10 protein-coding genes are annotated in these 12,767 nt (G+C 72.3%); 9 read left to right on the forward strand and 1 reads right to left on the reverse strand.

The genetic code is table 11. From position 1 onward, the window contains the following. Positions 1-366, reverse strand: a 366-nt coding sequence (locus ACFYUS_RS30090; protein ID WP_388858902.1) for a hypothetical protein, incomplete at its 3' end; no start/stop codon positions are given. A 37-nt stretch (positions 367-403) separates the two neighbouring features. Here ACFYUS_RS30090 and ACFYUS_RS30095 point away from each other — a divergent pair. The 9 genes from ACFYUS_RS30095 to topA all read left to right on the forward strand — a co-directional run bounded on the left by ACFYUS_RS30095 (position 404) and on the right by topA (position 12,710). Then, complete coding sequence (locus tag ACFYUS_RS30095) at positions 404-2,728, forward strand: sodium-translocating pyrophosphatase (RefSeq protein WP_388858905.1); 2,325 nt, start codon at positions 404-406, stop codon at positions 2,726-2,728. A 161-nt stretch (positions 2,729-2,889) separates the two neighbouring features. Then, complete coding sequence (locus ACFYUS_RS30100) at positions 2,890-3,588, forward strand: small secreted protein (RefSeq protein ID WP_388858908.1); 699 nt, start codon at positions 2,890-2,892, stop codon at positions 3,586-3,588. A gap of 254 nt (positions 3,589-3,842) precedes the next feature. Further along, complete coding sequence (locus ACFYUS_RS30105) at positions 3,843-5,423, forward strand: methyltransferase (RefSeq protein WP_388858911.1); 1,581 nt, start codon at positions 3,843-3,845, stop codon at positions 5,421-5,423. Beyond that, positions 5,420-6,424, forward strand: coding sequence for an ArsR/SmtB family transcription factor (locus ACFYUS_RS30110; protein WP_388858914.1), 1,005 nt, complete (start codon positions 5,420-5,422; stop codon positions 6,422-6,424). The genes ACFYUS_RS30105 and ACFYUS_RS30110 overlap by 4 nt, the downstream gene beginning before the upstream one ends. A 155-nt stretch (positions 6,425-6,579) precedes the next feature. Then, on the forward strand, positions 6,580-7,578 hold the full coding sequence (locus ACFYUS_RS30115) for an ATP-binding cassette domain-containing protein (protein ID WP_388858917.1): 999 nt from the start codon (positions 6,580-6,582) through the stop codon (positions 7,576-7,578). Next, positions 7,575-8,348, forward strand: a complete 774-nt coding sequence (locus tag ACFYUS_RS30120) for an ABC transporter permease (protein ID WP_388858920.1) — start codon at positions 7,575-7,577, stop codon at positions 8,346-8,348. Before ACFYUS_RS30115 ends, ACFYUS_RS30120 begins: the two co-directional genes overlap by 4 nt. 14 nt (positions 8,349-8,362) lie before the next feature. Beyond that, a complete protein-coding gene (locus ACFYUS_RS30125) occupies positions 8,363-9,181 on the forward strand; it encodes an ABC transporter permease (RefSeq protein ID WP_388858923.1) in 819 nt (272 codons plus the stop codon). Between the two features lie 240 nt (positions 9,182-9,421). Next, positions 9,422-9,619 (forward strand): hypothetical protein, encoded by a 198-nt coding sequence (locus tag ACFYUS_RS30130; RefSeq protein ID WP_041129895.1) that lies wholly within the window; start codon positions 9,422-9,424, stop codon positions 9,617-9,619. 262 nt (positions 9,620-9,881) lie between these two features. Further along, positions 9,882-12,710, forward strand: a complete 2,829-nt coding sequence (gene topA / locus ACFYUS_RS30135; protein ID WP_388858926.1) for a type I DNA topoisomerase — start codon at positions 9,882-9,884, stop codon at positions 12,708-12,710. Positions 12,711-12,767: the final 57 nt, after the last annotated feature.

Consider the following 12,767-nt stretch of genomic DNA (forward strand, 5'->3'; position numbering starts at 1 on the left):
CCGGGTGTGCCGGGCGCCGGTCCTGACCTTGCCCGAACCCGCGTCAATACACGCGCCCCCCCAGCGGGGGCCCTCTTCCGTTTCCCGGGCGTCCTCGCTCATGAGCCGGGCGTCCTCGCCCACGAATCGGGTGTCCTCGCTCATGAGCCGGGCGTCCTCGCCCGCGAGCCGGGTGTCCTCGCTCATGAGCCGGGCGTCCTCGCCCGCGAGCCGGGTGTCCTCGCTCATGAGCCGGGCGTCCTCGCCCACGAGCCGGGCGTCCTCGCTCGTGGGCCGGGTGCTCTTGCTCGTTTCCCGGGCGTCCTCGCCCGCGAGCCGGGCGCTCTCGCTCGTGGGCCGGGTGCCCTCGCCCACGAATTGGCGCATCCTCGTATGTGTCGGTTTGTCTCCCTATGATCCGTCCATGTACCCCACATCTCTCGCCGCGGCGGTGCTCACGAGCGGGAACCGGACGATCGTGTTCGTCGTCGCGGCCGTCGCCCTCGCCGCGCTGGTCGTCGCGCGGCTCCTCGTCCGCCAGGTGCTCGCGGCCGGTGAGGGCACCGAGAAGATGAAGCAGATCGCCGCCGCCGTGCAGGAGGGGGCCAACGCCTACCTCGCCCGGCAGCTGCGGACCCTCGCCGTCTTCGCGGCCGTCGTGTTCTTCCTGCTGATGCTGCTGCCCGCAGACAACTGGTCGCAGCGCGCCGGACGTTCCCTGTTCTTCCTGGTCGGGGCGTTGTTCTCGGCAGTCACCGGCTACATCGGCATGCGGCTCGCCGTGCGGGCCAACGTGCGGGTCGCCGCCGCGGCCAGGGAGGCCACCCCGGCACCGGGTGAACCCGAGAAGGACCTGAACGAGGTCGCGCACCGGGCCATGCGGATCGCGTTCCGTACGGGCGGGGTCGTCGGCATGTGCACGGTCGGCCTCGGACTGCTCGGGGCCTCCTGCGTCGTCCTCGTCTACGCCGCCGACGCGCCCAAGGTCCTCGAGGGGTTCGGCCTGGGCGCCGCGCTCATCGCCATGTTCATGCGAGTGGGCGGCGGCATCTTCACCAAGGCCGCCGACGTCGGAGCCGACCTCGTCGGCAAGGTCGAGAAGGGCATCCCCGAGGACGACCCGCGCAACGCCGCCACCATCGCCGACAACGTGGGCGACAACGTCGGCGACTGCGCCGGCATGGCCGCCGACCTCTTCGAGTCGTACGCCGTGACCCTGGTCGCCGCCCTCATCCTCGGCAAGGCGGCCTTCGGCGACCACGGCCTCGCGTTCCCCCTGATGGTGCCGGCGATCGGTGTGGTCACCGCCGTGATCGGCATCCTCACGGTCGCCCCGCGGCGCGCCGACCGCGGCGGGATGAGCGCGATCAACCGCGGGTTCCTGGTCTCGGCGGTGATCTCGCTGGCGCTCGTCGCCGTCGCCGCGTTCACGTACCTGCCGTCCTCGTACGCCGAACTCGAAGGCGTCACCGAGCCGGGCATCCACCGCCACGGCGGCGACCCGCGGGTCCTCGCCCTGGTCGCGGTCGCCCTCGGCATCGTCCTCGCCGCGCTCATCCAGCAGCTCACCGGCTACTTCACCGAGACGAGCCGGCGACCGGTCAGGGACATCGGAAAGTCCTCGCTCACCGGCCCCGCCACCGTCGTCCTCGCGGGCGTGGCGCTCGGCATGGAGTCCGCCGTCTACACGGCCCTGCTGATCGGGCTCACCGTCTACGGGGCGTTCCTGCTCGGCGGCGCCTCGATCACGCTGGCGCTGTTCGCGGTGGCCCTCGCCGGGACGGGACTCCTCACCACCGTCGGCGTGATCGTCGCCATGGACACCTTCGGGCCGGTCGCCGACAACGCCCAGGGCATCGCGGAGATGTCCGGGGACGTCACCGGGGCCGGCGCGCAGGTCCTCACCGACCTCGACGCCGTCGGCAACACCACGAAGGCCATCACCAAGGGCATCGCCATCGCCACCGCCGTCCTCGCGGCCTCGGCGCTCTTCGGCTCGTACCGGGACGCCATCGCGACCGCGATCACCGACGTAGGAGAGGCCGGGAAGGCCGGGGAGCTCGGCGAGGCGACGCTCTCCCTGGACATCTCCCAGCCCAACAACCTCTTCGGGCTGATCCTCGGCGCCGCGGTCGTCTTCCTCTTCTCCGGGCTCGCGATCAACGCCGTCTCCCGGTCCGCCGGATCGGTCGTCTACGAAGTCCGGCGGCAGTTCCTCGAACACCCCGGGATCATGAACTTCACCGAGAAACCGGAGTACGGACGGGTCGTCGACATCTGCACCAAGGACGCGCTGCGCGAACTCGCCACGCCCGGACTGCTCGCCGTGATGGCCCCGATCGCGGTCGGCTTCGCGCTCGGCGTCGGCCCGCTCGGCGCGTACCTCGCCGGGGCGATCGGCGCGGGCGCGCTGATGGCGGTCTTCCTCGCCAACTCCGGTGGCGCCTGGGACAACGCGAAGAAGCTGGTCGAGGACGGCCACCACGGCGGCAAGGGCAGCGAGGCGCACGAGGCGACCGTCATCGGGGACACGGTCGGCGACCCGTTCAAGGACACGGCGGGCCCGGCGATCAACCCGCTCCTGAAGGTGATGAACCTGGTCGCGCTGCTGATCGCCCCGGCGGTCGTGCGCTTCAGCTACGGCGGCGACGCGAACGCCGGGCTGCGGGCCGCGATCGCGGCGGTCGCGCTCCTCGTGGTGGTCGGCGCGGTACGGGTCTCCAAGAGGCGGTCGGTGGCGGTGTCCTGACGTGGTTTCCGTCTCATTTCCGGCCGTTTCCGGGGCGGTCAGGACGCTCATCCCTTGGTTCAAAAGGTGGCAATAGAGGAGGAATCAGTCGTACGAAAGGTGGGCGTAGCCCGTTCGGCGTGTATGTTCCGGGGCCGAGAGCCTTGGAAGGGACCGATCCGTTGAACAAGAAGCTTGCGGCCGCACTGTCCGGCGGCGCGGTACTGGTGCTCGCGCTGTCGGGTTGCAGCTCCGACGAGGGCGACAAGGTGGGTGACTGGGCGAAGACCTTCTGCGACCAGGCGAAGCCTCAGATCCAGAAGCGGGCCGACGCCCACCAGATCATCATCTCGACCGCTGCCGACAGCAAGCCGGCCGAGATCCAGGCCGCCGACTCCAAGGCGTTCCAGGACATCGCGGACGCCGACCGCGCCCTCGCGAAGGCCGTCGAGGCCGCCGGCGCCCCGCCCGTCGAGAACGGCGAGAAGGTCCAGCAGGACGCGATCAAGGAGCTCAACGCCACCGCGGTGGCCTACGAGGGCCTCAAGAAGCAGGTCGACGCGCTGGACCCGACGAACCAGCAGAAGTTCGCGGACGGCCTCCAGGGCGTCGCCGACGGCCTGACCAAGATCGAGAAGATGGACCAGAACGCCCTGTCCAAGCTGGAGGACGGCGAGCTGGGCCAGGCCATGGCCAAGCAGCCCGGCTGCCAGAAGCCCACGGCCTCGGTCCCGCCGAAGACGACCGCCTCCCCGAACGCCGGCTCCGACACCGACTCCGGTGCCTCGAACCCGAGCAAGCAGGCGTCCGCCAAGCCGACCAAGACGTCCGCGGCCCCCAAGCCGACCGAGACGTCCGCGGCCCCCAAGACCGGGGAGTAGGACCCGAGCCGATCGGCCCGGCGCCGGCTGCGAGATCAACCCCGGCGCCGGCTGCGAGATCAACCCCGGCGCCGACGGCGATATCAACCCCGGCGGTGGCCGCGAGATCGGCTCTGGCGCCGGCGGCGAGATCAGCCCCGGTGTGGGGTGATCGCCCCGGCAGCGGCGGCGACCAGACCCGGCGCCGGCGGCGATCGGCCGCCCGCCGCCGGGTCGCCCGCCCGGATGTCGGTGGCGGCCGTCACAATGGAGCGGTGAGTACGACCAGCCTGCCTCCCCGCCTCCCGGTGCCCGCGCACGCCGCCCGTCTGCGCGAGGCACTGCTCGCCGCCGACTTCACCGCCGACGGCCTGCTCGACCTGCTCGGCGCCCCGGCCTACGCGGCGCTCGCCCGCAGCGAGACCGTGCCCGCCCTGCGCGCCACCCGCGGCGACTCCCCCCTGGAGACCCTCGTCCGGCTCTTCCTGCTCCAGGAGCCCGTCGCGGCCGACCGGGCCGCCGCCGCGCTCCCGCTCGACGAGGCCCTCGCCGACGGCTGGGTCGTCCGCGAGGACGGCACCGTCCTCGCCACGGTCGACGTCCGGCCGTACGGCGGACCGGACGGCGAGGACTGGTTCATCGTCTCCGACCTGGGCCGCGCCGTCGGCGGCGCCGGAGGCAGCGGCAAGAACGGCCGCCAGGCAGACGCAGCGGTGGTCCTCGGCGTCGGCGGCGCCTCCACCACCCTCGCCGGCATCACGGTCCGTACGCCGGTCTCCTCCGCGCTCGACCTCGGCACCGGCTCCGGCATCCAGGCGCTGCACGCCTCCCAGCACGCCACCCTGGTCACCGCCACCGACCTCAACCCGCGCGCCCTCGACTTCACCCGGCTCACCCTCGCGCTCTCCGGGGCCCGGGAGGCCGAGCTGCTGACCGGCTCGCTCTTCGAGCCCGTCGACGGCGACACGTACGACCTGATCGTCTCCAACCCGCCGTTCGTGATCTCCCCCGGCGCCGGGCTCACCTACCGGGACGGCGGGATGAGCGGCGACGACCTGTGCCGCACGCTCGTGCAGCAGGCCGGGGAGCGGCTCAACGACGGCGGATACGCCCAGTTCCTCGCCAACTGGCAGCACGTCGAGGGCGAGGAGTGGCAGGAGCGGCTGCGGTCCTGGGTGCCGCGCGGCTGCGACGCCTGGATCGTGCAGCGCGAGGCCCAGGACATCACCCAGTACACGGAGCTGTGGCTGCGCGACAGCGGCGACCACCGCGGCGACCCGGCCGCCTACCGGGCGGCGTACGACCGCTGGCTGGACGAGTTCGAGGCGAGCAAGACCCGCGCGATCGGCTTCGGCTGGATCACGATCCGGCGGAGCGAGGCCGTGGCCTCCGGCGCCGTCGAGCCCTCGATCGTCATCGAGGAATGGCCGCACCCCGTCGAGCAGCCCCTCGGCCCCACCGTCCGCGCCCACTTCGCGCGCCAGGACTACCTGCGCGGCCACGACGACGCCGCGCTCCTCGCCGACAGCTTCACCCTCGCGCCCGAGGTGGTGCAGGAGCAGGTCGGACTGCCGGGCGCCGAGGACCCCGAGCACGTGGTCCTCCGGCAGAACCGGGGCATGCGCCGCGCCACCAAGGTCGACCACGTCGGCGCCGGATTCGCCGGAGTGTGCGACGGCACGCTCAGCGCGGGCCGCATCCTCGACGCGATCGGGCAGCTGATGGGCGAGGACCCGGTCGTGCTGCGGGACCGCACCCCGCAGGCGATCCGGCTGCTCGTCGAGGAGGGCTTCCTGATCCCCGGCTCCCTGCTGCCGGAGACGGAGGCGTCCGGGACCGAAGGGAGCGCTGCTTGATACGGATCGAGCTGGACGAGGCCTCGCTCGGGGCGACCCGGATCGCGATCAGCCCGCTGCGCGACGCGTTCTGCTCCATGCACCTCGCACAGCCCCACCGGCACCCCTCCTGGCCCTACCAGGAGTGGGTCGGGCAGGCGCGCGAGGTGTGGCGCGAGGACGACCGGCTCCGCCCGCTGTGGGACCTGTTCGTCAGGGAACGGCACGAGGTCTCCGACTTCCTGCTGCCCCGGCCGTTCGGCACGGCCCACGTGCACGAGGAGCTCGCCGCGCTGCGGACCACCGACCCGGAGTTCGTCCGCGCCCAGGTGGAGGTCTGCTACCCCGGCATGGCCGACGCACCCTTCCTCCAGCCCTATCGGAAGGACCCGGAGGCGGCCTGCGCGGCGCTCGCCGACGCGTACGCCGCCTACTGGGAGGGCGCGATCGAGCCGTACTGGCCGACGATGCGCCGGCTCGTCGAGGACGAAGTCCTCGTCCGCGCCAGGACGTTCGCCACCGAGGGCGTCGGCGCGCTGTTCGCGGGCCTGGAGACGCGGGGCCGGTGGCAGCCGCCCGTGCTCGAACTGACCAAGCACATCGACGCCGAGTACGCCCCCGGGGAGCGGCGCCTCGTCCTCGTGCCGCTCGTCTTCGCGGAGGGCTGCCGGCTCTACTCGACCGACGACCCCGAGGTCTTCGCGCTCTCCTTCCAGGCCCGGGGCGCCGCCGCGCTGCGCGAACCGGGCGAGCCCGTCGCCGAGGACCGGCTCGGGCTCATGCTCGGCCGGGGCCGTGCGGCGGTCCTGCGCGAACTGGGCGGGCCCCTGACCACGGCCGGCCTCGCCGACCGGCTCGGCCTCGCACCCAGCACCGTCTCCGAGCACCTGTCGGTGCTCTCGGAAGCCGGGGTCGTCACCCGCCACCGCGTCGGGCGCTCGGTGTACTACCAGCTCACGGACACGGGCCGTTCGCTGCTCGCCCTCCTCGCCGGACAGGACGTCCTCACCGCCGTGGCCTGACGGGCGGGGCGGGTCCACCGCCGTGGCCTGGACGAGCGGGGCGGATCCAGGGCCGTGGCCTGGACGAGCAGGGCGGATCCCGGGCCGTGGCCAGACGATTCGGGGCCTCCCGAATCGATGGCCCGGCCCGCCGACCCGCTCGTACCGTCCGGCGCATGCTCGCAATCGAGGCGGACGCGCTGCGCCGCACCTACACCAGCAGGACCGGATGGCCGAGGTCCCGGCGGACCGAGACCGAGGCCGTGCGCGGGGTCACCTTCGAGGTGGCGCCGGGAGAACTGTTCGGCCTGCTCGGGCCCAACGGCGCCGGGAAGACCACCACCATCAAGATGCTCAACACCCTGCTCCTGCCGACCTCCGGCACCGCCCGGGTGTTCGGCCACGACGTGGCCCGCGACCCCGTCGCCGTACGCCGCAGGATCGGGTACGTCTTCGGCGGCGACCGGGGCCTGTACGACCGGCTCTCCGCACTCGACAACCTCCGCTACTTCGCCGAGCTGTACGGCGTCCCCGCCCGCGACCAGAAACGCCGCATCGCCGAACTCCTCGACCTCGTCGGCCTCGCGGGCCGGGAGAAGGAACGCGTCGAGGGCTACTCGCGCGGCATGCGGCAGCGCCTCCACATCGCCCGCGGCCTGCTCCACCGCCCCGACGTCCTCTTCCTCGACGAACCGTCCATCGGCGTCGACCCCGTCGCCGCCCGCGACCTGCGCCGCACCGTCGCAGACCTGGCCGCCGCCGGCACCACCATCCTGCTCACCACCCACTACATGGCCGAGGCCGACGAACTCTGCGACCGCATCGCCGTCATCGCCGGCGGCCGGATCCGCGCCCTCGGCACCCCCGACAGCCTCAAGTCCCGCGTGGGGGACCGGGACGTCCTCGACATCGAGGCGTACGGGGCGGGCGAAGAGGTCCTCGACCGGATCCGGCGGGTGCCCGGCGTACGGGGCGTGTCCACCGAGGACCGGGGCGCGGTCCAGACCGTGAGCGTGCAGACGGACCACGGCGCCGAACTGCACGCCCCCGTCCTCGCCGCCCTCGACGGCGTCCGGATCGGACGGGTCGTCAGCCGCGAACCCTCCCTGGAGGACGCCTACATCGCGATCGTGGAGGAGACGGCCACCGCCCGGCCGGAAGGGGTGCCCGCGTGATCCGCGTCCTGCGCCTGATCGGAGTCGGGATGCGCACCCACGTCTCGTACATGTCGCGCTCCCCGATCGAGATCACCTTCGCCGTCCTCGTCCCCCTCGTCTACGCCACCCTCGCCGTCTACCTGTTCCGCGCCGCCGGCGACCCCGACCGGCTGCTCACCGCCTCCGTCGGCGCCGGACTCATGGGCATCTGGGGCTCGGTCCTCTTCGGCTCGGGCGGCGCCGTGCAGAACCAGCGCTGGCTCGGCACCCTGGAGACCCTCGTCGTCGCGCCGACCCCGCTCGCGCTCGTGCTCCTGCCGATCACCCTCGCGACCGCCGTCATCGGCACGTACGCGATGGGGGCCACCGTCCTGTGGGGCGTCCTGCTCTTCGACGTGCCGCTCGACTTCGCGCACCCCCTGCTGTTCCTGGTCGCCGTCCCGGTGTGCGTGCTCTCGCTCGGCATGACGGGGCTCCTCCTCGCGTCGACCTTCGTCCTGCTGCGCAACGCCAACGCCCTTGCCAACCCGCTCGACACGCCGGTCTGGCTGCTGTCCGGGCTCCTCGTCCCGATCACCGTCCTGCCCGCCTGGACGCATCCGCTGTCCTGGGCACTGCCCATGACCTGGGGCGCGCGGGCCGTGCACGCGGCGACCTCCGGCGGAGAGGTCGTCACACCCCTGCTCACCGCCCTCGCCCTCGGCACCGGATACGCCCTCGCCGCCGTCCTCGTCCTCGGCCGGGTGGAGCGCCGGGCCCGCGCCGCCGCCACCCTCGCCCTCGCCTGAAAGGACACCGTCGGATGTTCCGCTTCCGGTGCCGACTCCTCGGCTTCCGCTTCCACGCCTCCTCCCGGCTGCTCGTGGTCGGCGGGGCGATCTCCTACCGCGCCCTGTTCAACTGGACGACCCCGCCCATGTTCATCGGAACACTCCTGGTCGGACCGCTCCTTCAAGTTTTCTTCTTCGTCTTCCTGGGCAGGGAACTGGGTGTCGCCGACGATCGTTTCCACCTCGTGGGCAACGCCGTCCTCGCAGCTTCCGCCTCCTGCGTGTACGGCGGCACGATGGCCGTCGCCAACGAGCGCCGGTACGGCACCCTCGGGGCCGTCCTGCTCTCGCCCCGGCGCCGGGTCCCGCTCTGGCTCGGACGAGCTCTCCCGTACGTCCTCAACGGGCTGTTCGTCAGTGTCTTCGTGCTCACCACCGCCGCGCTCGTCCTCGGGCTGCCCGTGCCCGCCGGGGCGCTCCCCGGGCTCGGTGTGGTGCTGCTCGCCGCGGCGGTCGCCTGCTCGGCCTTCGGGCTCGCGCTCGGGGCGCTCGGGCTGCGCTTCCGCGACGTGTTCCTGGTGTCGAACGTCGCCAGCTCGGTGCTGCTGCTCCTGACCGGTGCCGCCGTGCCCCGGGAGACGCTGCCCGCGTGGATGCGGGCCGCCGGCGAGCTGCTGCCGCTCACGCACGCGGCGGACGCGGCGCGGGGGCTGTCCGCCGGCACCGGCCTGGACGGACGCCTGCTCGGGGCCGAGCTCGGGGTCGGCGCCGGGTGGGGGCTGCTCGCCGTCGTCCTCCTCGCCGCCTTCGAGCGGGGGAGCCGGCGCCGGGCCACGCTCGACACGATGTGACGACGACGTGACGGCGCGACGACGTGACGACGTCGCGAGGGGAGGGAGGGGTGGGGGTGAGGGGGTGAGGGGGGGTGGGGGGGAGGGGCCCCGGAGTCGCGGGTCGCTACCGGCCATCTTCGTGAAACCGTCCGGGACGGCCCGCTCCGTTCACCCGGAGTTCGTGCTCTCGATGCCCGGGGGTGTCAGCCTCGGCCGTGCGGGGGCGAACGCCGCACGTGAACGGAACGGGGGACGGGCATGGAGAGCGGGCCGGCGATCTTCGCGGGGGCGGCGTTCACGCTGTTCGGAGGCGCGCTGCTGCTGTGGACCACCGTGCGGACGCTGCACCGTGAGCCCGTCGCGCACGGGGTCGCCCCGCGTACGGCGGTCGCCCTGACGAGTCTCTCCGGCGCCGCCTTCCTGGCCCTCGGCCTCTGGTGCTTCGGCCGCCTCTGATCTCCTCCGCCGGCTCCTCCCGCGAGCCCTCCGGCGACGGCACCCGCCGGGACACCCGCCCCGCCCGTCCGGGAGTCCGGGCGGCAGGAATGCCAGGACTCGGGTTACCGTTCGAGTGGCCGTTGCGGGCTTTTGCCGTTTGACACGGGGGCGGGTTGTACCGTCACACTCCGCAGCGACGGGAGCGTCACCGTCCGTGCCGCTGCCGTGCGTGCCAGTGCCGTACGCGCCAGAGAGTGTCGATCCGGAGAGAAGAGCGAAGTTGTCCCCGACCAGCGAGACCGCACACGGCGGCCGCCGACTCGTCATCGTCGAGTCGCCTGCCAAGGCGAAGACGATCAAGGGCTACCTCGGCCCCGGCTACGTCGTCGAGGCGAGCGTCGGGCACATCCGCGACCTCCCCTCCGGCGCCGCCGAGGTGCCGGAGAAGTACACCGGCGAGGTGCGCCGCCTCGGGGTCGACGTCGAGCATGACTTCCAGCCCATCTATGTCGTCAACGCCGACAAGAAGGCGCAGGTCAGGAAGCTCAAGGAGCTGCTCGCGGAGTCCGACGAGCTCTTCCTCGCCACCGATGAGGACCGCGAGGGCGAGGCCATCGCGTGGCACCTCCAGGAAGTCCTCAAGCCGAAGGTCCCGGTCCACCGGATGGTCTTCCACGAGATCACCAAGGACGCGATCCGCGAGGCCGTCGCCAATCCGCGCGAGCTGAACCAGCGCATGGTCGACGCCCAGGAGACCCGTCGCATCCTCGACCGCCTGTACGGCTACGAGGTCTCGCCGGTCCTCTGGAAGAAGGTCATGCCGCGGCTCTCCGCCGGCCGCGTGCAGTCCGTCGCCACCCGTCTCGTCGTCGAGCGGGAGCGCGAGCGCATCGCCTTCCGTTCCGCTGAGTACTGGGACCTCACCGGCACCTTCGGCACCGGCCGTCCCGGTGACGCCTCCGACCCGTCGCAGCTGGTCGCGCGCCTCGCGACGGTCGACGGCAAGCGCGTCGCGCAGGGCCGTGACTTCGGCGCGGACGGGCGGCTGAAGACCGAGAACGTGCTCCACCTGAACGAGGAGAGCGCGCGGGCGCTCGCCGCCGCGCTCGCCGAGACCGCGTTCTCGGTGCGCTCGGTCGAGTCGAAGCCGTACCGCCGCTCCCCGTACGCCCCCTTCCGGACCACCACCCTCCAGCAGGAGGCGAGCCGCAAGCTGGGCTTCGGGGCGAAGGCGACCATGCAGGTGGCGCAGAAGCTGTACGAGAACGGCTTCATCACCTACATGCGTACGGACTCCACGATCCTGTCCGACACCGCCGTGGCGGCGGCGCGGGCGCAGGTCACGCAGCTGTACGGCGCCGACTACCTGCCGGAGAAGCCGCGCGTCTACGCGGGCAAGGTCAAGAACGCGCAGGAGGCGCACGAGGCGATCCGGCCTTCGGGTGATCGTTTCCGCACCCCGGCGGAGACCGGCCTCACGGGCGACCAGTTCAAGCTGTACGAGCTGATCTGGAAGCGGACCGTCGCCTCCCAGATGAAGGACGCGACCGGCAACTCGGTCACGGTGAAGATCGGCGGCCGGGCGGCCGACGGCCGTGACGCCGAGTTCACCGCGTCCGGCAAGACGATCACCTTCCACGGCTTCATGAAGGCGTACGTGGAGGGGGCGGACGACCCGAACGCGGAGCTCGACGACCGCGAGCGGCGCCTGCCGCAGGTCGCCGAGGGCGACGCGCTGACCGCCGAGGAGATCACGGCGGACGGCCACGCGACCAAGCCGCCGGCCCGCTACACCGAGGCCTCGCTGGTCAAGGAGCTGGAAGAGCGCGAGATCGGCCGCCCGTCGACGTACGCCTCGATCATCGGCACCATCCTCGACCGCGGCTACGTCTTCAAGAAGGGCACGGCGCTCGTCCCGTCCTTCCTGAGCTTCGCCGTCGTCAACCTGCTGGAGAAGCACTTCGGGCGGCTCGTCGACTACGACTTCACCGCCCGCATGGAGGACGACCTCGACCGCATCGCGCGCGGTGAGGCCCAGTCCGTGCCGTGGCTGAAGCGTTTCTACTTCGGCGAGGGCGAGTCCGGAGGCACCGGCGGCGCGGCCGACGCGGGCAACGGCGACGGCGACCACCTCGGCGGCCTCAAGGAGCTCGTCACCGACCTCGGCGCGATCGACGCGCGCGAGATCTCCTCCTTCCCCGTCGGCAACGGCATCGTGCTCCGCGTCGGCCGCTACGGCCCGTACGTCGAGCGCGGCGAGAAGGAGCAGGAGGGCCACCAGCGGGCCGACGTGCCCGACGACATGGCGCCCGACGAGCTGACCGTCGAGCTCGCCGAGGAGCTGCTCGCCAAGCCGAGCGGCGACTTCGAGCTCGGTACGGACCCGGTCAGCGGCAACCAGATCGTCGCCAAGGACGGCCGTTACGGCCCGTACGTGACGGAGATCCTGCCCGAGGGCACCCCGAAGACCGGCAAGAACGCGGTGAAGCCGCGCACGGCCTCCCTCTTCAAGTCGATGGCCCTCGACACCGTCACCCTGGAGGACGCGCTCCGGCTGATGTCCCTGCCGCGGGTCGTCGGCGTGGACGCCGAGGGCGTCGAGATCACCGCGCAGAACGGCCGCTACGGCCCGTACCTGAAGAAGGGCACGGACTCGCGGTCGCTGACGGACGAGGAGCAGCTCTTCACGATCACCCTCGAAGAGGCCCTCGCGATCTACGCGCAGCCGAAGCAGCGGGGCCGGGCCGCGGCCAAGCCGCCGCTGAAGGAGCTGGGCACCGACCCGGTCAGCGAGAAGCCCGTGGTCGTCAAGGACGGGCGGTTCGGCCCGTACGTGACGGACGGCGAGACCAACGCCACCCTGCGCACCGGCGACAGTGTGGAGACGATCACGCCGGAGCGCGGTTACGAGCTGCTCGCCGAGAAGCGGGCCAAGGGTCCGGCGAAGAAGGCCGCCAAGAAGGCCCCGGCGAAGAAGGCCGTGGCGAAGAAGACGGCCACGAAGACGGCGGCGAAGAAGACCACGGCCGCCAAGAAGACCGCCGCGAAGAAGACGACGACGGCGAAGAAGACCGCCGCCAAGAAGACGGCGGCGGCCAAGCCCGAGTAAGCCCTGGTGGGGGGCGGGAGCACTGCTCCCGCCCCCCACGTTTGTTCGGCCGCGGGC

Origin of the sequence: Streptomyces sp. NPDC004284 (genome assembly GCF_042874035.1) — a bacterium.
Taxonomy (GTDB): domain Bacteria; phylum Actinomycetota; class Actinomycetes; order Streptomycetales; family Streptomycetaceae; genus Streptomyces.

Excerpts from the sequence above, each read along its gene's own strand:
- ACFYUS_RS30095 (WP_388858905.1), top strand. The coding sequence starts at position 404 with ATGTACCCCACATCTCTCGCCGCGGCGGTGCTCACGAGCGGGAACCGG.
- ACFYUS_RS30115 (WP_388858917.1), top strand. The coding sequence starts at position 6,580 with ATGCTCGCAATCGAGGCGGACGCGCTGCGCCGCACCTACACCAGCAGG.
- ACFYUS_RS30130 (WP_041129895.1), top strand. The coding sequence starts at position 9,422 with ATGGAGAGCGGGCCGGCGATCTTCGCGGGGGCGGCGTTCACGCTGTTC.
- ACFYUS_RS30125 (WP_388858923.1), top strand. The coding sequence starts at position 8,363 with ATGTTCCGCTTCCGGTGCCGACTCCTCGGCTTCCGCTTCCACGCCTCC.